Annotated in this window: 20 protein-coding genes; 10 read left to right on the forward strand and 10 right to left on the reverse strand. The window is 62.8% G+C overall.

Features of this window, described 5'->3' with window-relative positions; all coding sequences use genetic code 11:
• Positions 1–2: 2 nt before the first annotated feature.
• Complete coding sequence (adh, locus tag CWS72_RS12495) at positions 3–1,523, reverse strand: aldehyde dehydrogenase (RefSeq protein ID WP_101250946.1); 1,521 nt, start codon at positions 1,521–1,523, stop codon at positions 3–5.
• A 275-nt stretch (positions 1,524–1,798) separates the two neighbouring features.
• On the opposite strand from adh, the gene CWS72_RS12500 reads away from it, so the two are divergent.
• Positions 1,799–2,296 carry an SRPBCC family protein gene (locus tag CWS72_RS12500; protein ID WP_101250947.1) on the forward strand — a complete coding sequence of 166 codons (498 nt, stop codon included), beginning with the start codon at positions 1,799–1,801 and terminating at the stop codon, positions 2,294–2,296.
• A 6-nt stretch (positions 2,297–2,302) separates the two neighbouring features.
• Here CWS72_RS12500 and CWS72_RS27435 read toward each other — a convergent pair whose 3' ends face one another.
• On the reverse strand, positions 2,303–2,608 hold the full coding sequence (locus CWS72_RS27435) for a hypothetical protein (RefSeq protein ID WP_146002732.1): 306 nt from the start codon (positions 2,606–2,608) through the stop codon (positions 2,303–2,305).
• 501 nt (positions 2,609–3,109) lie between these two features.
• Between CWS72_RS27435 and CWS72_RS12510 the strand changes: the two genes are divergently transcribed.
• Positions 3,110–3,526: a bacteriohemerythrin gene (locus tag CWS72_RS12510; protein ID WP_101250949.1), complete on the forward strand. Its 417-nt coding sequence runs from the start codon at positions 3,110–3,112 to the stop codon at positions 3,524–3,526.
• Between the two features lie 125 nt (positions 3,527–3,651).
• Here CWS72_RS12510 and CWS72_RS12515 read toward each other — a convergent pair whose 3' ends face one another.
• Positions 3,652–4,440 (reverse strand): IclR family transcriptional regulator domain-containing protein, encoded by a 789-nt coding sequence (locus CWS72_RS12515; protein WP_101250950.1) that lies wholly within the window; start codon positions 4,438–4,440, stop codon positions 3,652–3,654.
• 266 nt (positions 4,441–4,706) lie between these two features.
• Between CWS72_RS12515 and pcaH the strand changes: the two genes are divergently transcribed.
• The 5 genes from pcaH to pcaC are packed head-to-tail and all read left to right on the forward strand — an operon-like array spanning position 4,707 to position 8,612.
• Positions 4,707–5,411 carry a protocatechuate 3,4-dioxygenase subunit beta gene (pcaH, locus tag CWS72_RS12520; RefSeq protein ID WP_101250951.1) on the forward strand — a complete coding sequence of 235 codons (705 nt, stop codon included), beginning with the start codon at positions 4,707–4,709 and terminating at the stop codon, positions 5,409–5,411.
• Between the two features lies 1 nt (position 5,412).
• Positions 5,413–5,976 carry a protocatechuate 3,4-dioxygenase subunit alpha gene (gene pcaG / locus CWS72_RS12525; RefSeq protein ID WP_101250952.1) on the forward strand — a complete coding sequence of 188 codons (564 nt, stop codon included), beginning with the start codon at positions 5,413–5,415 and terminating at the stop codon, positions 5,974–5,976.
• Between the two features lie 39 nt (positions 5,977–6,015).
• A complete protein-coding gene (locus tag CWS72_RS12530) occupies positions 6,016–7,413 on the forward strand; it encodes a 3-carboxy-cis,cis-muconate cycloisomerase (protein ID WP_241911707.1) in 1,398 nt (465 codons plus the stop codon).
• Between the two features lie 10 nt (positions 7,414–7,423).
• A complete protein-coding gene (pcaD, locus tag CWS72_RS12535) occupies positions 7,424–8,200 on the forward strand; it encodes a 3-oxoadipate enol-lactonase (RefSeq protein WP_101251039.1) in 777 nt (258 codons plus the stop codon).
• Positions 8,201–8,207: 7 nt separating this feature from the next.
• The gene (gene pcaC, locus CWS72_RS12540; RefSeq protein ID WP_101250953.1) at positions 8,208–8,612 is read left to right on the forward strand and encodes a 4-carboxymuconolactone decarboxylase; all 405 of its coding nucleotides are present in this window, start codon (positions 8,208–8,210) and stop codon (positions 8,610–8,612) included.
• 6 nt (positions 8,613–8,618) lie between these two features.
• Here the strand turns inward: pcaC and CWS72_RS12545 are convergent, their stop codons facing one another.
• Positions 8,619–10,712, reverse strand: a complete 2,094-nt coding sequence (locus CWS72_RS12545) for a putative bifunctional diguanylate cyclase/phosphodiesterase (protein ID WP_158240632.1) — start codon at positions 10,710–10,712, stop codon at positions 8,619–8,621.
• A 747-nt stretch (positions 10,713–11,459) separates the two neighbouring features.
• On the opposite strand from CWS72_RS12545, the gene CWS72_RS12550 reads away from it, so the two are divergent.
• Complete coding sequence (locus CWS72_RS12550; RefSeq protein WP_101250955.1) at positions 11,460–13,820, forward strand: tetratricopeptide repeat protein; 2,361 nt, start codon at positions 11,460–11,462, stop codon at positions 13,818–13,820.
• A 9-nt stretch (positions 13,821–13,829) separates the two neighbouring features.
• Here the strand turns inward: CWS72_RS12550 and pobA are convergent, their stop codons facing one another.
• Genes pobA through CWS72_RS12580 form a run of 6 tightly spaced genes read right to left on the reverse strand, consistent with a single transcriptional unit; the run spans position 13,830 to position 19,572 of the window.
• Positions 13,830–15,005 carry a 4-hydroxybenzoate 3-monooxygenase gene (gene pobA / locus CWS72_RS12555; protein ID WP_101250956.1) on the reverse strand — a complete coding sequence of 392 codons (1,176 nt, stop codon included), beginning with the start codon at positions 15,003–15,005 and terminating at the stop codon, positions 13,830–13,832.
• 54 nt (positions 15,006–15,059) lie between these two features.
• Positions 15,060–15,761: an ABC transporter ATP-binding protein gene (locus tag CWS72_RS12560; protein WP_101250957.1), complete on the reverse strand. Its 702-nt coding sequence runs from the start codon at positions 15,759–15,761 to the stop codon at positions 15,060–15,062.
• On the reverse strand, positions 15,754–16,506 hold the full coding sequence (locus tag CWS72_RS12565; RefSeq protein ID WP_101250958.1) for an ABC transporter ATP-binding protein: 753 nt from the start codon (positions 16,504–16,506) through the stop codon (positions 15,754–15,756). The genes CWS72_RS12560 and CWS72_RS12565 overlap by 8 nt, the downstream gene beginning before the upstream one ends.
• Positions 16,503–17,546 (reverse strand): branched-chain amino acid ABC transporter permease, encoded by a 1,044-nt coding sequence (locus CWS72_RS12570; RefSeq protein ID WP_241911708.1) that lies wholly within the window; start codon positions 17,544–17,546, stop codon positions 16,503–16,505. The genes CWS72_RS12565 and CWS72_RS12570 overlap by 4 nt, the downstream gene beginning before the upstream one ends.
• Positions 17,543–18,409 carry a branched-chain amino acid ABC transporter permease gene (locus CWS72_RS12575; protein ID WP_101250959.1) on the reverse strand — a complete coding sequence of 289 codons (867 nt, stop codon included), beginning with the start codon at positions 18,407–18,409 and terminating at the stop codon, positions 17,543–17,545. The genes CWS72_RS12570 and CWS72_RS12575 overlap by 4 nt, the downstream gene beginning before the upstream one ends.
• 2 nt (positions 18,410–18,411) lie before the next feature.
• Positions 18,412–19,572 (reverse strand): ABC transporter substrate-binding protein, encoded by a 1,161-nt coding sequence (locus tag CWS72_RS12580; RefSeq protein WP_101250960.1) that lies wholly within the window; start codon positions 19,570–19,572, stop codon positions 18,412–18,414.
• A gap of 292 nt (positions 19,573–19,864) precedes the next feature.
• On the opposite strand from CWS72_RS12580, the gene CWS72_RS12585 reads away from it, so the two are divergent.
• Together CWS72_RS12585 and pcaF are read left to right on the forward strand one after the other, a co-directional pair.
• A complete protein-coding gene (locus CWS72_RS12585) occupies positions 19,865–21,499 on the forward strand; it encodes a class I adenylate-forming enzyme family protein (protein WP_101250961.1) in 1,635 nt (544 codons plus the stop codon).
• 1 nt (position 21,500) lies between these two features.
• Positions 21,501–22,703, forward strand: coding sequence for a 3-oxoadipyl-CoA thiolase (pcaF, locus tag CWS72_RS12590; protein ID WP_101250962.1), 1,203 nt, complete (start codon positions 21,501–21,503; stop codon positions 22,701–22,703).
• The last annotated feature ends 23 nt before the right edge of the window (positions 22,704–22,726 follow it).

The raw sequence follows: 22,726 nt of genomic DNA on the forward strand, positions 1-22,726 counted from the left end.
GATCAGAAGAACCCCAACGCCTTCGAATTGTAGCTGGTCAGGATATTCTTCGTCTGCTGATAGTGATCCAGCATCATTTTGTGTGTTTCGCGACCAATGCCGGATTGCTTGTAGCCGCCAAAGGCCGCATGCGCCGGGTAGAGGTGATAGCAGTTGGTCCAGACGCGGCCGGCTTTCAAGCCTCGGCCCAGACGATAGGCGGTATTGCCGTCTCTGGACCATACGCCGGCGCCCAGGCCGTAGAGTGAGTCGTTGGCGATGTGCAGCGCGTCCTCGATGTCCTTGAAGGGTGTGACGGAAACCACGGGGCCGAAGATTTCCTCCTGAAAGATGCGCATCTTGTTGTGCCCCAGGAAGACCGTCGGCTGGACGTAGAAACCTTTTTCGAGTTCGCCGCCAAGATGGTTGCGTTCGCCGCCGGTCAGGCAGCGGGCGCCTTCCTCCTTGCCGATTTCGATATAGGACAGGATTTTCTGCAATTGATCGTTGGAGGCCTGGGCGCCGATCATCGTTTCCGGGTCGAGCGGATGGCCGGCCTTGATGGTCCTCACCCGGGCGACGGCGCGCTCCATGAATTTATCGAAGATCGCCTCGTGCACCAGAACCCTGGAGGGGCAGGTGCAGACCTCGCCCTGGTTCAGGGCGAACATGGCGAAGCCTTCCAAGGCCTTGTCGAAGAAATCATCGTCGGCGTCCATCACGTCGGGCATGAAGATGTTGGCCGATTTGCCGCCCAGTTCCAACGTCACCGGAATGATGTTCTCGGATGCATATTGCATGATCAGCCGGCCGGTCGTCGTCTCGCCGGTGAAGGCGATCTTGGCGATGCGGGGGCTCGACGCCAGGGGCTTCCCCGCCTCGATGCCGAATCCGTTGACCACGTTCAGAATTCCGGGCGGCAGCAGGTCGCTGATGATCTCAAGCAGCACCATGATGCTCATCGGTGTCTGTTCGGCGGGTTTCAGGACGATGCAATTCCCGGCCGCCAGGGCGGGTGCCACTTTCCAGGTGGCCATCAGGATCGGGAAATTCCAGGGAATGATCTGGCCGACCACGCCCAGAGGTTCGTGAAAATGATAGGCGATGGTATCGCCGTCGATCTCGCCTAGCGATCCCTCCTGAGCCCGAATGCAGCCGGCGAAATAACGGAAATGATCGATGGCCAGCGGAATGTCGGCGGCCCGGGTTTCCCGGATGGGTTTGCCATTGTCCAATGTTTCGGCGACGGCGAGCAGATCGAGGTTTTGTTCCATCCGATCGGCGATCCGGCACAGGACCTGCGCGCGATCGGCGGCGGCGGTGTGGCCCCAGGCGTCCTTCGCCGCATGGGCCGCGTCGAGCGCCAGTTCGATGTCCTCGGCGGTTGAGCGGGCCACTTCGCAAAGCGGTTCGTCGTTGATCGGGCTGTTGTTGACGAAATATTGGCCTTTGACCGGGCTGACCCACTTTCCGCCGATGTAGTTGTCATAGCGGGTGCGGAAGCCGGTCTGCTTGCGCAGGGCATCCAGGGATTGCTGAAACATGACGTCCGTCCTCCATGGTGGAGCGCTCGATGCGCGATGCCGTGCAGGCAGTCAGCACTCTCGCCTCGGGAGGAGTCAATCCGACCTAGGTATGACGTCTTCTTTGTCGCAGATGATTATTTATTAATCATAAGAATAACCAAGAAAAAATATTGATTAATATTTCTGTTAATCATGTAGGTCGACCAAAGTAGCAGGGCGAGGCCGAGTTCTTTCCGCTAGGTTGGCAAAACAGTCGGGCTGTTTGAAACCCGTCCGGCGTTCGAGGGGGTGCGATGTTTCGGAAAATCATTTTCACCGCGATACTGGCATCGGCCGCATCCTTTGCGTCCGGCGGTTCCGCCCATGCCATCGATGTCGAAAAGCATGTCCCGGTGGCCGCCGCCCCGTCGGCGGCATGGCGTGCCATCGGCGATTTCTGCGGTATCGCTCAGTGGCACCCGGCCGTGGCCAAATGCGAATTGTCCAGGCGGGACGGCATAACCTACCGGACATTGTCGTTGAACGGCGGCGGGACGCTCGTCGAGAAATTGCTGTCCTGGGACGCGGCTCACAGGCGCTACAGCTATGGGATTGTCGACGGTCCGCTGCCCGTTGCCGGTTATCGATCGACTATCTCGGTCCGGCGCGGGGCGCATGGGGCCATTATCACCTGGGGCGGCACATTCAGCGCCAAAGGTGTTCCCGACGATAAGGCCAAGGCGGTCATCGCCGAGATCTATACGGGTGGGCTCGACTCGCTGGCCGGGAAACTGACGGTCAGCCGCCGCTGAAAACCGTCAGGGCGTCGGCCAGTGAACCATCCGTTGCCATTCCTCCAATTCCTCGGTGCCGAAGCCGCCCAGGCTTCCTCGAAAACCACCGCGGGTTGGCGGCGTATTGTCATGCGCCAGCAGGCTTTTCACTTCCTCGCTGTTGGTAAAGCGAACGCATTGGGTGGGCGTCAAGAGACTCCACATGCTTCTGACAAGCTTTTCCAGCTCATGCGCTTCTGATACGGCGCTATAAGTTTCCGCTTTATCATGAATAATGTGCATAAATTCATCTATTGATTTCTGATTATCAGCGTAACGTGTCTGGCTCATGGCATCTTCTCTCTTGATACCGTCTTTTTCTGGCGGGACTTATGCGAGTGAATATGGCTGAAATCCATTTTGCATCTTCGTCAGGAGTTCGTGAATGACGATTTTGTCAGCACAGTCATGATCAAAAGAGGCAGGAGACGGACTCCGGTGAGCCGATCTCCCGCGAAACCCAGGCTTGCCAGGGATGTCCGGCCTTTCGCCCTGATTGATCTGGCGATGAAAAAGTGCCAAAATAATTATGGGTAAATAATGCTCCTTGGATGGGTACGGGCTGGCCGTGCGTGGGATCGCATCCACGCCGGCGCTTAAGCGATCGTCGAAGTCGATACTTACGAAGAGGCTACTGTTCGTCCGGTGGATTCCTCCATATATCCAGGACATGTGGGAAGGCCGTGTGGCTCTTGATATGAGGGTCGCTTTTAGGGTTCGGGGTGGGCATGGCCCGCTTTGACGGTGCGGATGCGGAAATAAGGCGCTCCTTGAGCGCTCGGGAGAGAGACGATGCAAATCAGTTGGAAGGTCGAGTATTCGCTCGGGATTCCCGAGATGGATGCGGAACATCAGCGTATGATCGAGATGATGGCGCGCCTGGAGACGGTCGAAGGGCGTCCTGACGCCTTGCGGACCGTCGGAAAAGTCGTCAGCGAACTGGCCGATTACGTCGAGACGCATTTCAAGCATGAGGAAGGCCTGATGGAAAAGGCCGGTTATCCGCATTTGGAAATGCATCGCGAGCAGCATAAGGTCTTCGCCCAGAAGGTCATCGATCTGCGGTCCCGGGCCAGCCTGGACGCCCGGACAGTCCGCGAATTTCTCCAGCAATGGCTGGGTGAGCATATCCTCAAGGTCGATCGCGATTACGTCCCTTATGTTCAGCTTTGGCTGGACAAGCGGGGCGCCGAGGGTGGCCTCGAATAGACCGGTGAACTGACGATCGCACGACGCGGAGACCGGTCTTAGAGGCCGGTCTTTTGCTATGCGCGTGATTTATGCGGAGCCCTCCAGCCGGGCGGGGGTGTCTCCGCACCCTTGGTCCAAGGCGATTAACGTACCAGCAGCAGTCGGGCTTCGTCGGCGGCGGTTCGCAGCACCGGCAGGAAGCGCCCGATCATTTCGTCTTTCTCGACGCGGGCGGCTTGCGTGCTGACATTGATGGCGGCGACCACCACGCCCGAGGGATTTTTGACCGGAACGGCAAGCGAGCGAAGCCCGATCTCCAGTTCCTGGTCGATCAGCGCATATCCTTTGGCCCTGGTTTCTTCGATGACCGATTTGAATTCGCTCTTCGCCGTTACCGTCTGCGCGGTGAACGGCTTCAAGGTGACGCGTTTCAGGTAAGCCTCGAAATCTTCCGGCGGCAGGCTGGCCAGCAGGACCCGTCCCATCGAGGTGCAATAGGCCGGCAGGCGGCTGCCGATATTGAGCCCCAGCGACATGATCCTCTTGGTCGCCACGCGGGCGATGTAGACCACCTCCTCCTCATCGAGGACGGCGGCCGACGACGATTCCTCCAGCGTGCGGCTGACCTGGCTCAGCACCGGATCGAGCACGGTGGCCAGCGGGGCCGACGACAGGAAGGAATAGCCCAGAGCCAGAACCTTGGGCCGGAGGAAGAAAACCCGTCCATCCGTGCCGGCGTAACCGAGCTGGGTCAGCGTCAGCAGGCACCGCCTGGCCGCCGCCCGGGGAAGGCCGGTGATCTTTGCCACGTCGGCGATGGTCAGGTTGCTGGTCTGTTCGGAAAAGGCGCGGATGACCGTCAGTCCGCGGGCCAGCGACGTCATGAAATTGCGATCGTCGGCGACGGCTTCCGCAGTCTTTGGTTCGATCATCGCTGAATACCCTTGTCTGTTTCAAATGGAGGGGGTGTTAGTTTTGGGCGATTATCGAACGTTATCATCGGAAAACGCCCTTGACAAGGTTTGGGGGCTGGAGCGTAATCTGTGCGATATACTTATTATAAGTGCGATTATCGCACGGATAATCGGGGCGGGCCTGGGCGAATCGGCCGGAACGAACCATTCGGCTTGTAATTCCCCGGCGCGTCCTCAGATCAAGGAACAACGGCCGAAACAGGCCGGTCACGGGAGGATCAGAGATGCCGGAACTCGCCGGTTACCGTCGCCCTTTTTGGGGCACGCAGCCCGAATATCTTCATTCGACCTATGTTTCGACCAGGATAAGGTCGCCATCGAGGCCATTGGTGTTGATTCCGCAAACCCTTTCGGAGCTCACCGGTCCGGTTTTCGGGCAAGACGGTATCGGGCGGAACGATGACGACCTGACCCGCCAGCATGACGGCGCCCCCTTGGGGGAACGGATGATCGTTCATGGCCGGGTGCTCGACGAAAACGCGCGGCCCGTCGCACGGACCCTGGTCGAATTATGGCAGGCCAATGCCGCGGGCCGTTATCATCATCAGCGCGATCAGCACGACGCCCCGCTCGATCCCAATTTCTCCGGCTGCGGCCGGATGCTGACCGACGAGGCCGGCCGCTATCGCTTCGTCACGGTCAAGCCGGGTGCCTATCCCTGGCGCAATCATCACAATGCCTGGCGTCCGGCTCATCTTCATTTTTCGCTGTTCGGTCCGGCCTTCATGACGCGGTTGGTTACCCAGATGTATTTTCCGGGCGATCCCCTGCTGCCCTATGACCCGATCTTCAATTGCACCGCCGATGAAAAGGCCCGCAATCGCCTGATTTCCCAGTTCGACTGGGAGGTGACGATGCCCGAACATGCGTTGGGCTATCGCTTCGACATCGTCCTGCATGGACGGAACGCCACTCCGATGGAGAGCTGACATGAGCCTACAGGCCACGACGTCGCAAACCGTAGGTCCCTATCTTCATCTCGGGCTGAGCTGGCTCAACACCGACGAAATCGCACCGCCGGGAATGGCCGGCCGGCGGGTTCGGATCTCCGGCAGGATCATCGATGGCGAGGGCGCCCTCGTTCCCGACGCCATGCTGGAGATCTGGCAAGCCGACCATCGGGGCCGCTTCGCCCATCCGGAAGATGCGCGGGCTGGCGAGGTGGAACCGGGATTTCGTGGCTTCGGACGCGTTCCCACCGACGCCGAGGGCGCCTTTCGTTTCCAGACGATCAAGCCCGGCCGCGTTCCAGGGCCGGGCGGCGGGTGGCAAGCCCCCCATCTTCTGGTCTCGATCTTCGCCCGTGGCCTGCTCAAGCATTTGGTGAGCAGGCTTTATTTCCCCGATGAGCCGGACAACGCCTCGGATCCCATTCTCGCTCTGGTCGACCCGGAAAGGCGCGACACGCTGATCGCAAGGGCTGCCGGGGATGAACTTCTGGAGTGGGACATCGTCCTGCAAGGCCCGAGGGAAACCGTCTTTTTCGAATTTTGACGGGGACGTCCGCAAAGCCGGTTGAGCAAGGATGACCATGTGACGCGGGACGAGGCGATGGACGAGGGAAAATCGCGGGCGAGAGGCAACGGGCGGGAATTACTCGATCCCCTGTTCGTCTCCGTCCGGCTGCGCGAGGTTTTCTCGGATCACGGACGTTTGCAGGCGATGCTGGAGGTCGAGGCCGCGCTGGCCCGGGCCGAGGCGCGCTGCGGTATCGTTCCTGCGGCGGCGGCGGCGGCCATTGCGGCGTGCTGCCGCGCCGAAGCGTTCGATGTCGGGCAATTGGCCGAGGCGGCGGGACGTGCGGGGAACCCCGCCATTCCCCTCGTCATGGCACTGACCGCCCTGGTCGGAGACCGGAATGCCGAGGCCGCAGCTTTCGTCCATTGGGGCGCGACGTCGCAGGATGTCATGGATAGCGGCCTGATCCTGCAGTTGCGGGAGGTCTTGCGCCATATCGAAGGGGGGCTGGAACAACTCTCCGGCCTGTTGGCGGATATGGCGGAACGTCACAGGGGCACCTTGATCGCCGGGCGGACCTGGCTGCAGCAGGCCCAGCCCTCCACCTTCGGGCTCAAAGCGGCCGGATGGCTGAGCGCCAACGAACGGCACCGGGCGCGGCTCGCCGAGATACGGCCGCGTCTCCTGGTGCTGCAATTCGGTGGCGCCGTGGGGACGCTGGCATCCCTGGGCGAGCGGGGAATGGCGGTGGCGGCGGCCCTGGCCGAGGAATTGGGGCTGGCTTTGCCGGATCTGCCTTGGCACAGCCAGCGCGATAGATTGGCCGAACTGGCCGCGGTGTTGGGATTGCTGGTCGGCAGTCTGGGAAAAGTCGCCCGCGATATCTCATTGCTGATGCAAACCGAAGTCGGCGAAGTTTTCGAGCCGGCGGGACCGGGACGCGGAGGGTCGTCGGCAATGCCCCACAAGCGCAATCCGGTCGCCTCGGCCAGCGTGCTGGCCGCCGCGATCCGCGTGCCGGGGCTGGTTTCGACCATGCTGGCGGCGATGATCCAGGAACATGAGCGCGGTCTCGGCAATTGGCTCGCGGAATGGGAGACGTTGCCCGAGATCTGCGTGCTGGCGGGAGGGGCGGTGGAACAGATGGCGGCGGTTCTCGAAGGTCTGGAGATCGACGCGGAAAGGATGCGGGACAACATCGGCCTGACGCACGGCCTGATCTTCAGCGCCTCCGCCGCCATGGCCCTGGCCCCCCATCTGGGGGCCAGGGCGGCCCATGCGGTGGTGGAGGACTGCTCACGCCGCGCCATTGCCGAAGACCGTGAGTTGAGAGACGTTCTGGCGGGCCATCCGGCCGTGCGGGCCCATCTGACCGAAGCCGGGCTGGACGCGCTGTTCGATCCCGCCAAGTCCTTGGGGCTGGCGGGCGTTTATGTCGATCGCGTCCTGGCGGCCTGGCGGGAACGCCGATGAGAGGCCTTTCATGCCGATGATCGATGTCGCCGGGTTGGCGGTGCACTACCGCCTGGATGGACCGGAAGACGCGCCGGTTCTGGTGTTGTCCAATTCCCTGGGGACCACCCTCGACATGTGGCGGCCGCAACTCGCCGCTTTCAGCCGGCGCTTCCGTCTCCTGCGTTACGACAGCCGGGGCCATGGAGAAACGACGGTTCCGCCCGGGCCTTACGCAATCGGGCAGATGGCGGGCGATCTTCTGGGATTGCTCGACGCCTTGGGCTTCGATCGCGTTCATTTCTGCGGGCTGTCCATGGGAGGGATGGTCGGGCAGTCCCTGGCTCTGCGGGCGCCGGAAAGACTGGATCGCCTGCTGCTTTGCAATACCGCCGCCGTCATCGGTCCACCGGAGGCGTGGGACCGGCGGGCCGCCGCCGTTGAGGCCGGAGGCATGGCGGCCGTCGCTCCGGTGGTCGAACGGTGGTTCACCGCCGACTTCCTGCGGCGTTTTCCAGACGATGTGGCGCCGTTCGCCGCGATGCTGAGGGATACGCCGCCCAAGGGGTATGTCGGGTGCTGTCATGCAATCCGCGAGCATGACTTGCGTTTCCTGGTATCGGCGATCTCTACCAGGACCATGGTCATCGCCGGAACGCACGACGTGGCGACGCCGCCGGGCGACGGCCGTTTCCTCGCCGGGGCGATCCCCGGGGCGATCTATGTCGAGTTGCCGGCGGCCCATCTGTCCAATGTCGAAGCCGCCGGCCCTTTTACCAGGGCTGTCCTGGCGTTTCTGAACGGGTAGGCGAATCATGGATGAAAAAGATCGTCATCGGCAGGGACAGAGCGTCCGGCGCGAGGTTCTGGGCGATGTCCATGTCGACCGGGCCCTTCGTCAGCGTACCGCTTTCAGCGAGGATTTTCAGGATCTGATCACGCGCTATGCCTGGGGTGAAATCTGGACGCGGCCGGGATTGCCCAGGCATACACGCAGCCTGCTGACCTTGAGCATGATGGTGGCGCTCAATCGCGACGCGGAATTTCAACTTCATGTCCGTGCCGCCGCCAATAACGGCGTGACGCGTGATGAAATCAAGGAAGTGCTGCTGCAAACGGCGATTTATTGCGGTGTGCCGGCCGCCAATCACGCCTTTCATCTGGCGGTCGGGGTCTTTCAGGACATGGATCGCGAGGCGTCCCCGCCGCCGGTGGATTGAATCGGGTTACCAGGCTTGCCAGCCTTTCAGGAATTTGAACACCTCCACCGCTTCCATCGGCCTGGCGACGAGATAACCCTGTACGTCGTCGCAGCCGTAATTGCGGACGGCCGAGAGCTTCTCCTCACTGTCGATCCCCTCGGCCACGGTTCTCAAGTCGAGGGCCGAGGCAAGATCGATGATCGCGCGGAAAATCGCCCGGCTTTCATCGCCTTGCGTATCGGTCAGGGTCATAACGAAGGATCGGTCGATCTTGAGCTTGTCGAAGGGGAAGTTCCGTAAATAGGACAGCATGGAATAGCCGGTTCCGAAATCGTCGAGGGCGATTTCGATCCGCATGTCGCGCAAGGCCTGCAAGGTGGCCTGTGCCGATGCGGCATCGCTGACCAGGGCAGATTCGGTGACCTCCAGTTCCAGCCTGTGCGGCGGCAGGCCGCTGGCGTCGAGGGCTTGGCGGACGGTCTGGATGATTCCCCGGCTGTTGAGCTGGACGGCGGAAAGGTTGACCGCGACGGTCAGATCGTCCGGCCATTGGGCGGCGTCGCGGCAGGCTTGCTCCAGAGCCCAGGCGCCGATGGAAATGATCTGCCCCGTCTCCTCGGCGATGGGGATGAAGTGATCCGGAGGGATCAGACCTTTTTCTGGATGCCGCCAGCGCAAAAGGGCCTCGAACGCCGTGATGCGTCCGCTAAGACAGTCGACCTGGGGCTGGTAGTTCAGGGTGAATTGCCCCTGCTTCAGCGCGAAGCCGAGGTCGCTGACGATTTCAAAGCGTTCTTGTTGCCGGTTGCCGAGGGAACTGTCGAAGACGCGCGCCGCGCCGCCGCCGGTTTCCTTGGCCGCATAAAGGGCCGCATCGGCGTTTCTCAGCAGAAGATTGGTCGTGCGGCCGTGTTCCGGAGCCAGGGCAATACCGATGCTGGCGCGAATTTCGGTTCTGGTATCGGAGACATGGAGGGGATCGCTGAGACTGTCCAAAAAGGCGGTGGCCTGCTCGATAACGCTTTCGATCGAATCGATGTCTTTTTCAAGGAAGGCGAATTCATCGCCATCCAACCGGGCCAACAATCCGCCGCTCGTGGTGCAGGCCTGAAAGCGCCGCGCCACCATTTGCAGCAGTTTGTCGCCGATGGAATGACCCAGTGTGTCGTTGATCGTCTTGAAGTTGTCGAGATCGATGAGAAAGAGGGCGTTGGTGGTACCCGCCGCCGTCTGGTCCGCCAGGATCTTCAGGAAATGGCGCCGGTTGGGCAGGCCGGTGAGCGGGTCCTGCTTGGCGAGGGTCTCCAGTTCCATCTCATAGCGGCGTTTTTCGGTGATGTCGGCGCCGACGCCGCGCCAGCCTCCGTGGTTCCCGCGCTCATCCAGGATGGGTTTGGCGGTCAGGCTCAGCCATCGCCATTCGTTCCCGCCTTTGAAGGGGACGATATGATTGTGGAAGGGTTGGGGAAGCGACAGCCTATTCTCGAACGCCCGAATTTCCCCGACTGTATCCGTCTTTTCCGACTCCTCGCCGCTGAGGAGGCGGCCGAGTTCGACATTCAGCATTGCGGAAGGCGATTGTCCGAAGATCTGGGACATGCGTGTCGAGACGCGGGTCATCCGTCCTTGTTTGTCGCTTTCCCACAGCCAGTTGCTGGCATGGGTTTCGAAATCTCGGAGCAACAGGCTTACCACCTGTTCCTGATGCTCGGCCGACGCTTCCGCCGTCAGCCTCGCCAGGAACATTTTCGACATGGACAGGACCGAAATGAGGACGATCAGGACGTAGATCGCCAGCAATATCAGAATAAAGGAGGAAGAACCGACCGTCGTCTGGCACAGGGCATAGGCGGCGGCGGCGGTGAGCGGCGCCATCCAGACGAAGGCGCAGGGCGGCACCATCGCCCGTCCCAGGGCGCCGGCGGCGATCAGGCCGCCCAGCAAAGTCAGCAGGACCACCTGCCCGTCGGGGTGGACATGGTCGAAAACCATGATGATCGCCACCGCGTAAAGGCAGGCCATGGCGGCGGAAAGCAGGATGGGCCGGGAAAAGGGGGCGCCGCCGGCATTGTCCGGCGTCCCATTGCGAAACCAGCGCCACCAGACCGATACGCTCATGCCGGCGACCGCCAGAATGCAAACGTACCACCCGGCCAACAGGGGTATTGGAAGTGCCGCTTGAGCGATGATGCATATCAAAAAAGCATTCGCACAGTCAGCGGCCATTCGAAAAGGAACTAGTCGTGCTATGGCATGGTATTGGCGAAATTTGAACCGTTCGAGAGTTGCCGTGTCGGCATCCAAAGGTCGCCAATTCGACGTTGTCATTCTCCATGTAGTTTTAAGGATGGTCTTGATTTTCATCATGAATCCGACTGTGAAATAGGATTTCTTACAATTGAAATATATCTTATGTCTATGTCATCGCATATGCTTTATGTCAATGAAATATAAAGATATATATGAATTTTTACTGTCTGTTTGAGGCTGCATTCGCCAATTCGGCGTATTTGCCGATTCTATTCGTCTATTTTTTCCGGAATTATTGTGTTGAGACTGTGTTTTTCAACCTTAAGATGATTGTTCTTTCAGTTTTATAATCTTTGATGCCTTCGGGCGTGGGCCCAGTCGCGGTAGCGGGTCAGTTCCGGAATCATCTGGGACAACGCGCCATTTCAATCGCCGGGGGTGGGGGCCAGATGAAACGGCGAACTGCCTAAGTTTTTAGGTCATTTTTCAATTCTTAAGCATCAGTCTTCATCGATTCCTCTGGGCCGCTTCCATCTCCGCCTTGGGAAGGTCTATGCTGCCGGGAATCGACAGACGGCTGGCCAAAGCTCCTGACAGGAATTCGACCGGAGACAGATGACCCCTTCGCGGCAGCAGCAAGAACAGACGCCGGTCGCGCCGTCGTTGGCCGAGGCTCTTCGTCTTCATCAGGCGGGGCGTCTGGTCGAGGCGGAGAAGCTTTATCTGACTATTTTGGCGGCGGATCCCCGCCATGCGCGTTGCTTGCATCTTCTGGGCATGATTGCCCTGCGGACGGCGCGCCCCGCCTTGGCGGTCGATAGATTTCTGGCGTCGATCGCGGTCGACGGCACGTCCCCGGCCACTCATGCCGGCCTGGGGGATGCCTTGCGGGCGCAAGGCCGGCCGGCCGAGGCGTGCGTCTGTTACCGCCAGGCCATCCTCCTGAACGCCGATTTCGCCGAGGCCTATCACAATTGGGGGTTGGCCCTGCGGGCGCGGAGCCGGGAGGCCGAGGCTGCCTCGGCTTACCGCCGGGCGCTCGCTCTTGCGCCCGGTCTGCCGCAGATTTATCACAATCTCGGCCTTGTCCTCGCAAGCATGGAACAATGGAGGGACGCCTTCCGTTGCTTCCTCCACGCGCTCCGTCTCGCCCCCGTCTCGCCCGAGGCCCACTACAATCTGGGAAATGCACTGATCGCCCTGGGCAGGCGCGAGGATGCGATCGACTGCTTTCGTCGAGCGTTGCGGCTGCGGCCGGATTATGGCGAGCTTCTGGTCAATCTGGGAAATGCGTTGCGAGACGACGGTCGATCAGGTGAGGCCATCGCCTGTTACGTCCGGGCGATGGCCGTCACGCCGAACGGGTTCGAAGCACTCAACAATCTGGGCAACGCGCTCAAGGATGGGGGGGCGATGGAGGCCGCCCTCGCGGCCTATCGCTCCGTCGTGACGGTGAGGCCGGATTTCGCCGAAGGCCATTATAATTTGGGGCTGGCCTTGCGCGCCCTGGGTTGCCGGGATGCCGCCGACGCGTCCTTTCGCAGGGCGCTCGCCCTGGAGCCCGATTACGCCGAGTGCCGTCTGGTGCGGACGATGGACAGTCTGCCCATTCTGGCCGAAACGCCGGCCTCCAGTCTGGCCGCCCCACTTTCCTTCGATTTGGCCTTGGATGATCTGGCCGTTTGGGCGAAGGACCATGGCGCCGCTTTCGGAGACGCGGTGGGAAGCGCCCAGCCATTCTATCTGGCCTATCGTCCCGGCGATCATCGCGGCCGTTTGTCGCGGTTCGGTGATCTGGCGGCGGCGGCCGCCAAAATTCGTTGGCAGGGGCCGAGAATCGTCCAGGAACGCGGGGGTGTTCCCCGCCATCGTTTGCGTATCGGTATCGTCAGTGCGCAGATCCGGCGGCATCCGGTCTGGGACGTGGTGTTGCGGGGGATCATCGACGGTCTGGACCGGCGTCGTTTCGAGGTTTTCCTCTATCAGACCCGGCCGGAATCCGACGAGGAAACCATCTGGGCGGCGGGGCGGGTCGCTCATTTCGAACAGGGCCCCAAAACCATGGCCTCCTGGCTGGCGGATATTTCGGCGCATCGGCCTGATATCCTGTTCTATCCCGAAATCGGCATGGATCCCGCGACATCCGCCCTGGCGGCCCTGCGGCTGGCTCCGCTCCAGGTGGCCGGATGGGGGCATCCCATCACCACGGGTTTGCCGACCATCGATCTGTTCTTTTCCGGCGCGCTGCTCGAGGGCGCCGAGGCCGACCGCCACTATCGGGAGAAACTGGTGCGCCTGCCGGGAACCGGGGTTTGCACCAAGGCCTTCGCCGTCGATACCGTTCCGATCGATCCGGTGAGCCTGGGACTGCCCGCCGATCGGGCAACCGTCCGCTTCGCCCTTTGCCACACGCCCTTTAAATTCGATCCCGGCTACGATCATCTCTATGTCCAGATCGCCAAGGCCGCCGGGGCCTGCCAGTTCTGGCTATCGCGGGATGCGAAATATCCCTGGGCCTCGGATCGCCTGTTCGATCGCCTCGCCGGCGCATTCCGTTCCGAGGGGCTGGATCCGGGTGACTATTTGCGCATGTTGCCGTGGCTGCCGCCCGGAAAATTCGGCGGTTTCCTCCAGGAAATGGACATCTATTTGGATAGTCCGGCCTTTTCCGGTTATACGACGGCCTGGCAAGCCGCCCATGGCGGGCTACCCATCATCACCCTTGAAGGGGCTTTTCTGCGTCAGCGCTTGGCGGCGGGCGTGCTTCGTCAGATCGGCCAGAACGAAGGCATCGTTGCTTCCGAGGAGGCCTATGCGGCGCTTGCCGTCCGGTGGGCCGGGGAATGCCGGAAACCCGCCCCGTGGCTGGCGCGTCGCGAGGCGCTCCGCCTGGCCGCGCCGCGTGCCGATGGCAACCGTCGCGCGGTGCGCGCTTTCGAACAGGCCCTGATTGACGCGACGAAGGCGGCGCAATAACAACACGCCTTACGCCATCGGCAATCCGACATAATTCTCGGCCAGCAGCCTGGCCGCCGCCTCGGATGCCGCGACGTTGCGCAGTTCGGCCAGCTGGAAGCGGCGCTGGATCGGGTCTCCGTCGGGGAAACGATGCAGCATCGAGGTCATCCACCAGGAAAAATGTTCGGACCGCCAGATCCGTTTCAGCACCGTGGCGGAATAGCTTTCCAGGAGATCGCTCCGCCCGCGGGTGTAATGCTCCTCGAAGGCCCGGGCCAGCACCTTGACGTCGGCGGCGGCTAGATTGAGCCCCTTGGCGCCGGTCGGCGGCACGATATGGGCGGCGTCGCCGGCCAGGAACAGCCGGCCGTATTGTAAAGGCTCGACGACGAAACTTCGCATGGCGATGATGCCTTTCTGGAAGATGCGTCCCCGCTTGACCCGCCAACCGTCTTCGGTGCTCAGGCGCAGGTCCAGTTCCTCCCAAATCCGCTCGTCGGGCCAGTTGGCCACATCGTCCTTGGGGTCGCATTGGAAATAAAGGCGCTGGATGGTCTCCGAGCGCGTGCTGACCAGGGCAAAACCGCGATCGTGCGAGGCATAGATCAACTCCTTCGACGAGGGGGGCGCCTCGACCAGAATGCCGAACCAGCCGAAGTCGTATTTCCGCTCGTATTCGACCTTGAGCGCGGCGGGAATGCTCGCGCGCGAGACGCCGTGGAAGCCGTCGCAACCGGCGATGAAGTCGCAATCGATCGTTTGTGCCCGGCCTTCATGCAGAAACGAGATCCGTGGCGTCCGCTCATCCAGGCCGGACAGGCGCACGTCTTTCGCTTCGAAAAGAATCCGGCCTCCGGCGTCGAGCCTGGCCTTGACCAGATCCTTGATGACCTCGTGTTGGGCATAGACGGTGATGGCCCGGCCGCCGGTCAGCCCGCTGAGATCGACGCGGTGGCCTTGGCCCTCGAAACGCAATTCAATGCCGTGGTGAACATGGCCTTCGCGCCGCATGCGGTCCGCCAGCCCCGCCTCGGTCAGCAAATCGACGGTGCCCTGTTCGAGGACGCCTGCCCGAATGGTCGATTCGATCTCGTCCCGGCTGCGCGTTTCGAGAATGACCGAGGAGACGCCCTGCCGCGCCAGCAGATGGGATAGCAACAGTCCGGCCGGTCCGGCACCGACGATACCTACCTGTGTCCGCATGCGACCCTCCCTTTTTGGATTTTCGGTTTTTGGTTTTCGGTTTGCCGCGTCCCGTCAGGCGACGGCGACCAGGCGCTGGAGCAGCCTGTCGTCATGCGCCAGGCTGGCACTGTCCGACCGATGAACGATGCGGCCCCGGTCCAGAATGATGGCCTGACGGGTCAGGGCCAGGGCCAGCCGGGCATGCTGTTCGACGACGATCACCGCCATGCCGGTCCCGGTCGTCAGATCGCGGATGACGCTCACCAGTTCCTGGACGATGATCGGCGCCAACCCTTCCATCGGCTCGTCCAGCAGCAGCAGGCTCGGGTTGACCATCAGCGCCCGGCCGATGGCCAGCATCTGTTGCTCGCCCCCGGACAACTGGTTGCCCAGATTGGCCCGCCGTTCCCTGAGGCGTGGGAAAACACGGTAGACCGTCTTCAGAGTCCATCGCCCCGGCCGGGCCACCGAGGTCAGATGCTCCTCGACGCTGAGCGAGGGGAACATGAGGCGTTCCTGCGGCACCCAGCCCAGTCCGGCATGGGCCCTGCGGAAGGTCGGCATTCCACCGAGGTCGCGGCCGCGCCAGGCCAGGCGGCCCTTGTGGAGCCGGGTGAAGCCCATCAGGGTGACGAGAAGCGTGGTCTTGCCGACGCCGTTGCGCCCCAGCAGCGCCAGACTGTCCCCTTCCTTCAGGCTGAAAGAGACGTCGTCCAGGACGATGCCGTCACCATAGCCGGCGGTCACGTTGTCCAGCCTGAGAAGTTCAGACATGGGGAAGCTCGCCCAGATAGACCTCGCGGACGCGCGGGTCGGCGGCGATTTCGTCCGGTGTTCCCTCGGTGAGCGGCTTTCCTCCGACCAGGACGGTGATGCGTCGGGCGAAACGGAAGACCAGATCCATGTCATGTTCGATGAAGAGAATGGTCACATCGTCGGGCAGCCCGGCGATGACGTCGAAGATCTCCGAACTTTCGCCCGTCGGGATGCCCGCCGCCGGTTCGTCGAGCAGCAGCAGTTTGGGGCGGGCGGCCAGCGCCAGGGCGATTTCCACCAGTCGTTGCCGGCCGTAAGGCAGGCTGCGGGTCGGGCGGTCGGCGTCGCGGTCCAGGTGCAGGCGGGCCAGCAGATCCCAGGCCTCGTCGATCTCGGCCCGGCGTCCGGCGACCGTGCGATGCCAGATGCGGGCGGCGCCGGATCGTTCGCAGATGGCCAGGACCACCGATTCCAGCACGGTCAGGCCGGGAAACAGGGTGTTGATCTGAAAGGTCCGTGCCATTCCCCGTTTTACCCGTTCGTGGGGAGCGAGGTGGGTGACGCGTTCGCCCATCAGAAAGACCTCGCCCGATGACGGCGCCAGCACTCCCGTCAACAGATTGATGAAGGTGCTTTTGCCGGCGCCGTTGGGGCCGATCAGCGCGTGGCGGGCGCCCTTCGGCAGGGAAAGGCTGATCTGGCTGTTGGCGACGAACCCACCCCAGCTTTTCGACAGTCCTTCCGTACGAAGGGCGGTGGTCATCGGCGTTTTCCCCTGATCCGTCCGGCAAGCAGGGCGGCGCCGCCCAGGACGCCGCCCCGGGCATAGAGCACGACGGCCACCAGCATCAGGCCCAGCCAGAACTGCCAGTAAACCGGATCGAGCCCGGCCAGGATGTCCTGGGCGAGCAGGAACAGGGCGGCTCCGATCAGGGCGCCGTACAGACGGCCGGTGCCGCCCAGCACCAGCATGATCAGAAGCTCGGCGGAACGCTGGAAGGACAGCGAATCCAGCCCGACGAACCTGGTGGTCTGGGCGAGCAGGGCTCCGGCGGCGCCGGCCAGGGCGGCGGCGATGACGAAAACGCTGACCAGCCGCCGCTCGACGGGGGCGCCCAGCGAGGCCATGCGCTTGCTGTTCTCCTTGATGCCGCGAAGTGAAAGACCGAAAGGCGAATGGACCAGCCGTCGGCACAACAGGAAGAGAAGGAACAGGACGCCCAGGCTGTAGAGATAGGCCGTCCGGCCGAACAGGTCGAAATCGAACAGGCCGAACAGGGGGGCGATCTCCATGCCGGACAGCCCGTCGACGCCGCCGGTGATGGCGGCCGCCTTGTTGGCCGCTTCGAAGAACAGCATGCCGATGCCCAGGGTGACGATCAGCCGGCCCAGGTCCTGGCCGCGCACCACCAGCAGGCTGACCGGCAGGGCGACGAGGGCGGCGGCGGCGGCCCCGGCGAGAAGGCCGGACAACGGTTCGTGCCAGCCATGGCTGGCCAGCAGTCCGGCGGCATAGGCGCCGGTTCCGAAAAAGGCGGCATGTCCAAGCGAGACGATGCCGGCATAGCCCATGATCAGGTCAAGGGAGAGGGCGAACAGGCCGGCGATGAGGATCTGGCTGCCCAGCATCAGGTAACCGGGGAAGGCGAAATAGCCGAGAACCGGCATCAGCCAGAATGCCGTTTCGCGCAGGGTCCAACGGTCGGCCGGCAACCGGGCGATCCTTTCGCATGGTCCGGCTGGCCGGATAACGTCCTCCTCCGGGGAAACGGCGGCCGGGGTGGGAAAGGGGCGCAGCATCATGCCTTCCTCCCGTAAAGACCACGGGGGAAGAAGGCCAGCAGCGTCAGCATCAGTCCGTAGATGATGAAGGCGCCGGCCTCGGGAACGTAGTATTTCCCCGCCACGTCGAAGACGCCGAGGAGCAGGGCGGCCAACGCCGGGCCCTTGATGCTGCCGGCGCCGCCGATGGCCACCACCAGCAGAAAATAGACCATATATTTGATGGGAAAGGTCGGGTCGAGCCCCAGCACGTCGATGCCGACGGCGCCCCCGACGCCGGCCAGTCCGGTGCCCAGGGCGAAGGTCAGGACGAAGATCCTGTCGACGGGAATGCCCAGTCCGGCGGCGGCGGCCCGATTGTCCACCGAGGCGCGGACGCGGGCGCCGAAGCGGGTTTTCGCCATCAGAAGATGCAGGGCCAGGGTGGTCGCGGCCACCAGGCCGATCAGGAACAGGCGGTAGGCGCCGAGGTCGACGCCGCCCGGATGAATCTGGCCGCGCAGGAAGCCGGGCAGGCGCACCGGCTGCTGGTTGGGGCCCCAGACATAGGTGGCGGCGGCGACGGCCATGAAGGTCAGCCCGATGGAAAACAGCACCTGATCGAGATGACTGGCGTCGTAAAGGCGGCGGTACAGGGTGCGTTCGAGCGCCGCGCCGACCAGGGCGATGGCCAGGAAAACCAGGGGAAGGGTGGCCAGGAAAGGCATCCCGGCCCGTTGCATCAGCGCGACGCAGAGATATCCCCCCGCCATGGCGAAGGCGCCATGGGCCAGATTGACGAAATTCATCAGGCCCATGGTCACCGACAGCCCGACGCTGATCAGAAACAGCAGGCTGCCGTAGGCCACGCCATCGAACAGAACTCCGAGGACGCTCGCCGCCATCGTTATTTTCCCGGATCCCGGACGTCGGGGACATGGTCGAATTCGACGTTGAAATAATGACCGCCGATGTTTTCGACCCGGCGGATGTAAACGGTCTGGACGATGTCGCGGGTATCGGGGTCGATGGCGATCGGCCCGCGTGGGCTGGTGAATTTCATGCCCTTCAGGATCTCCATCGCCTTGTCGCCGTCGATCTTGCCGTTGAGTTTCGAGGCGACCTGATAGATGGCGTTCATCCCGTCATAGGCGGCCACGGCCATGAAGTTGGCCCGGCCTCCGCCGCCCGCGACCTCCTCATAGGCTTGCAGGAAGGCTTTGTTTTCCGGTGAATCGTGGGCCGCCGAATAATGGAAGCTGGTGATCATGCCCGAGGCGACATCGCCCATCACGTCCAGCACGTGATCGTCGGTGATGTCGCCCGTGGCGATCACTTTGATCCCCGCCGCCCCCAGACCGCGTTCCTGGAACCCCTTCATGAAGGCGATTCCCTGTTCCCCGGCCGGCACGAAGACGAAGACGGCTTGCGGCTGGCTATCCTTGATGCGCTGGATGAAGGGGGCAAATTCGGGACTGCGCAGGGGAACGCGGATGGAATCGACGACTTCGCCGCCGGCTTCGGTCAGCGCCTTTTTGAAGGCCGCTTCCGAATCGATGCCGGGAGCATAGTCGGAGACCAGCGTGAACACCCTGCGGATTCCGTTCTTCGCCGCCCAACTGGCGAGCGGCGCCACCACCTGCGGCAGGGCCATCGAGAAGCGGGCGATGTAAGGCGACTTGGTGGTAACCACCGAGGAGGCGGCGTTCATCACGATCATCGGTTTTTTCGCCTGGGTGGCGATATCGGCGACGGCCAGGGCCTCGGGGGTCAGGCCGAAGCCGGCCAGGAAATCCACTTGGTCCCGGACCACCAGTTCCTGGGCCAGACGTTTGGCGATTTCGGGCGACGGACCGGTGGTGTCCCTGACGATCACCTCGACCTTGCGACCGGCGACGGTGTCGCCATGCTGGTGCATATAGGCCTTGATCCCGGCGTCCATCTGCTTGCCGTAGTCGGCGAAGGGACCCGAGAAGGGGGCGACGAGACCGATCTTCAAAGGCGTCTCGGCCAGGGCCGGCAGGGCCGTCGCCAATAGACAGGCGATGGCCAGGAGAATTCGTTTCATTGTTTTTCCTCCCGTCGGGGTCGATGCGCCTTCCGCTTTTCGCGTTGTCGCGCTTATCCATCGAATTCCAGTGCCGCCACTGCCGGCGAGCGTCGCGTGGCGGTCGCATTTCTGATCGTCGTATGGGCGATTATCGCACTTATGTTCGAATATCGCCTACACGTTAGGGCGTGAAACGGAAAGTGGTCAAGCGAAAAATAAACGATTTCCCCGCTTGACAGGCTCGTCGCCCGCCGCCTAGTTTCGTACGATATTCGAACTTATGTGCGATAATCGAACATTCGGTGAGTGCATGTCCGATCGTTCCCCGCCCGAGAGATCGCCGCTCGAAACCTTGTCATTCTTTCCCCCGCATGACGGCACCTTGTGGGCATTCCTGGAAAGTCGCCAGGGGCCCGATCCCGATCGTCCGTTTCTGATCTTCAATGATGTCGCCACGAGCTGGCGGCAATTCCAGGGGGCGGTCGAACAAACCGTTCGCATGCTGCGAGGCAGGGGGGTGGAACGGGGGGATCGCGTGGCGGCGATGGCCGCCAATTGCGCCGATTATGTCGTGCTTTTCTTCGCCCTGGCGCGAATCGGCGCCATCCTGGTTCCGGTCAATCCCGACTTCGGGGCCGGCGAGGCCGGTTATATTCTGGCCCATGCCGGCGTTTCAGGCGTGGTCTGCGCACCGGCGAGCCTTCCGGTTGTCCGGCGAGCCGCGGCTGACGAAGGGCTTGCCGTCTGGTTTCTGGTTTTCGGCGCCGCTGTCGACGATGTCCCCGGATTTTCCGAGGTACCGGACAATGCGCCCCCGAGGGCGGCGCCCGCCGCCGGAACGGCGGACGACATCTGCCTGATCATGTACACCTCGGGAACCACCGGTTTTCCGAAAGGGGTGACGCATTCCCAGGGAAATTTCGTGATGGCCGGTGAGGCCTTTGTCGAAAGAATGCATTTGCAGACGCAGGACCGGCTGCTTTGCATCCTGCCGCTTTTCCACATCAATGGCTTGTTCTATTCGCTGGGCGGCGCGGTGGCGGCGGGCGCCACGCTGATTCTGGCGCCGCGCTTCAGCGCGTCCGGCTTTTGGCCCCTGGTTTCCCGTTCGCGGGCGACCGAGGTCAATATCATCGCGGCCATCGGAACCATTCTGGCCCGTCGCCCGCGCGAGGAATTCGTGCCGGGGCATGGTCTGGTCAAGGTCTATGGCGCGCCGGTGACGGCGGAAATCGCCGAGGTGTTCATCCGCGATTTCGGGGTGCATCACGTCATCGAGGGTTACGGCATGACGGAAATACCCGGGGCCTGCAATCTGCCCTTCGATGGCGAACGGCGAATCGGCAGCATGGGGGTGGCGGCCCGGCATCCCGACCCGGCGGTCCGTTTCAGCGAATTGCGCGTCGCCGACGACGAAGGGCGTGATCTTCCGCCGGGGCAGGTCGGGGAACTGCTCGTCCGGACGCCGATCGTCATGAAGGGCTATTACCGGGACCCTGACCAAACCCGGGCGGCGTTCCGCGATGGCTGGTTCCTCACCGGCGATCTGGTACGCCGCGACGCCGACGGCTACCACTATTTCGTGGCGCGCAGGAAAGACATCATCCGGCGGCGTGGCGAGAACATCTCCGGCGCGGAACTCGACCGTGTCGTGGGCGCCCATCCGGATGTGGCCCAGGCGGCGGCCATCGGCGTCGCATCCGATCTGGGGGAGGAGGATATTCTGGTGGCTGTCGTCCTCAAGGACGGTTCCCGATTGACCGCCCGCGACCTCCAGAAGTGGTGCGCAACGTCTCTCTCCAGCGTCAAATGTCCAAGGTATGTTGCATTTCTTGACGCCTTGCCGCAAACACCGACATTCCGTGTCGCCAAGTTCAAATTGAAACAGGACCCCGATCTCCGCGCCCGCGCCGTGGATTTGACCCTGTTGGATGAAGAAGGTTGAGATGAGCGAAGCATTTGTCTGCGATGCCGTGCGCACGCCTATTGGACGCCATGGGGGCGCCCTGGCCACCGTGCGGCCCGACGATTTGGCCGCCGTTCCGTTGCGCGCCTTGATGGCGCGAACCCCCGGCGCCGATTGGTCGCGGCTCGACGAGGTCTATCTGGGATGCGCCAACCAGGCCGGCGAGGACAACCGCGATGTGGCCCGGATGGCTCTTCTGCTGGCCGATTTTCCGGTGGAGATTCCCGGCGTGACGGTCAATCGGCTATGCGGCTCGGGCCTGGAGGCGGTCGGCGGCGCGGCGCGGGCCATCGTCGCCGGGGAAATCGACTTCGCCATCGCGGGGGGCGTCGAATCCATGTCGCGGGCTCCCTTCGTCTTGCCGAAAACCGAACAGGCGTTTTCGCGCGCGGCCGTTCTCGAAGACACGACGGTCGGCTGGCGGCTGGTCAATCCGCTGATGCGGGCCCGCTATGGTACCGATTCCATGCCCGAGACCGCCGAGAACGTCGCCGCCGAATTCGAGATCTCGCGCGGCGATCAGGACGCCTTCGCCTTGCGCAGCCAGAACCGCGCCGCCCTGGCCGCCGAAGCCGGAATCCTGGCCGAGCAGATCGTCCCGGTCGTGGTGGCGAGGAAGGGGGGGGCGTCCCTGATCAGTGTTGATGAACAGCCCCGGCCGGATAGCTCCCCGGAGGGACTGGCCGCGCTGCGGACGCCGTTCCGCTCTCCCGGAACGGTGACGGCCGGTAACGCGGCGGGCATCAACGATGGGGCGGCTGCGCTGGTGATCGCCTCCGAAAGGGCTGTCCGCGAGCATGACCTGCGGCCCCGGGCGCGTATTCTGGGAATGGCGACGGCCGGCGTGGTTCCCCGGCTGATGGGAATCGGGCCGGTGCCGGCCAGCCGAAAGCTGTTGGCCCGGCTTGGCCTGGGGTTCGATGACTTCGACGTGATCGAGATCAACGAGGCCTTCGCCGCCCAGGCCCTGGCCTGCCTGAGGGACTTTGGCATCGCCGATGATTCGTCTCGGGTCAATCCCTACGGCGGCGCCATCGCCCTTGGTCACCCCTTGGGGATGAGCGGAGCCCGTCTGGTGCTGTCGGCGGTTCAATATCTGGAAAAAAGCGGTGGCCGGAGGGCGTTGACCACCATGTGTATCGGCGTCGGACAGGGCATCGCCCTGGCGCTGGAGCGGGTGTGAGAATAATCCGTGCGGCGCGCGCC

Source organism: Telmatospirillum siberiense (genome assembly GCF_002845745.1).
In the GTDB taxonomy this organism is placed as follows: Bacteria; Pseudomonadota; Alphaproteobacteria; order Rhodospirillales; family Magnetospirillaceae; genus Telmatospirillum; species Telmatospirillum siberiense.

Excerpts from the sequence above, each read along its gene's own strand:
- adh (WP_101250946.1), bottom strand. The coding sequence starts at position 1,523 with ATGTTTCAGCAATCCCTGGATGCCCTGCGCAAGCAGACCGGCTTCCGC.
- CWS72_RS12500 (WP_101250947.1), top strand. The coding sequence starts at position 1,799 with ATGTTTCGGAAAATCATTTTCACCGCGATACTGGCATCGGCCGCATCC.
- CWS72_RS27435 (WP_146002732.1), bottom strand. The coding sequence starts at position 2,608 with ATGAGCCAGACACGTTACGCTGATAATCAGAAATCAATAGATGAATTT.
- CWS72_RS12510 (WP_101250949.1), top strand. The coding sequence starts at position 3,110 with ATGCAAATCAGTTGGAAGGTCGAGTATTCGCTCGGGATTCCCGAGATG.
- CWS72_RS12515 (WP_101250950.1), bottom strand. The coding sequence starts at position 4,440 with ATGATCGAACCAAAGACTGCGGAAGCCGTCGCCGACGATCGCAATTTC.
- pcaH (WP_101250951.1), top strand. The coding sequence starts at position 4,707 with ATGCCGGAACTCGCCGGTTACCGTCGCCCTTTTTGGGGCACGCAGCCC.
- pcaG (WP_101250952.1), top strand. The coding sequence starts at position 5,413 with ATGAGCCTACAGGCCACGACGTCGCAAACCGTAGGTCCCTATCTTCAT.
- pcaD (WP_101251039.1), top strand. The coding sequence starts at position 7,424 with ATGCCGATGATCGATGTCGCCGGGTTGGCGGTGCACTACCGCCTGGAT.
- pcaC (WP_101250953.1), top strand. The coding sequence starts at position 8,208 with ATGGATGAAAAAGATCGTCATCGGCAGGGACAGAGCGTCCGGCGCGAG.
- CWS72_RS12545 (WP_158240632.1), bottom strand. The coding sequence starts at position 10,712 with ATGAGCGTATCGGTCTGGTGGCGCTGGTTTCGCAATGGGACGCCGGAC.
- CWS72_RS12550 (WP_101250955.1), top strand. The coding sequence starts at position 11,460 with ATGACCCCTTCGCGGCAGCAGCAAGAACAGACGCCGGTCGCGCCGTCG.
- pobA (WP_101250956.1), bottom strand. The coding sequence starts at position 15,005 with ATGCGGACACAGGTAGGTATCGTCGGTGCCGGACCGGCCGGACTGTTG.
- CWS72_RS12560 (WP_101250957.1), bottom strand. The coding sequence starts at position 15,761 with ATGTCTGAACTTCTCAGGCTGGACAACGTGACCGCCGGCTATGGTGAC.
- CWS72_RS12565 (WP_101250958.1), bottom strand. The coding sequence starts at position 16,506 with ATGACCACCGCCCTTCGTACGGAAGGACTGTCGAAAAGCTGGGGTGGG.
- CWS72_RS12570 (WP_241911708.1), bottom strand. The coding sequence starts at position 17,546 with ATGATGCTGCGCCCCTTTCCCACCCCGGCCGCCGTTTCCCCGGAGGAG.
- CWS72_RS12575 (WP_101250959.1), bottom strand. The coding sequence starts at position 18,409 with ATGGCGGCGAGCGTCCTCGGAGTTCTGTTCGATGGCGTGGCCTACGGC.
- CWS72_RS12580 (WP_101250960.1), bottom strand. The coding sequence starts at position 19,572 with ATGAAACGAATTCTCCTGGCCATCGCCTGTCTATTGGCGACGGCCCTG.
- CWS72_RS12585 (WP_101250961.1), top strand. The coding sequence starts at position 19,865 with ATGTCCGATCGTTCCCCGCCCGAGAGATCGCCGCTCGAAACCTTGTCA.
- pcaF (WP_101250962.1), top strand. The coding sequence starts at position 21,501 with ATGAGCGAAGCATTTGTCTGCGATGCCGTGCGCACGCCTATTGGACGC.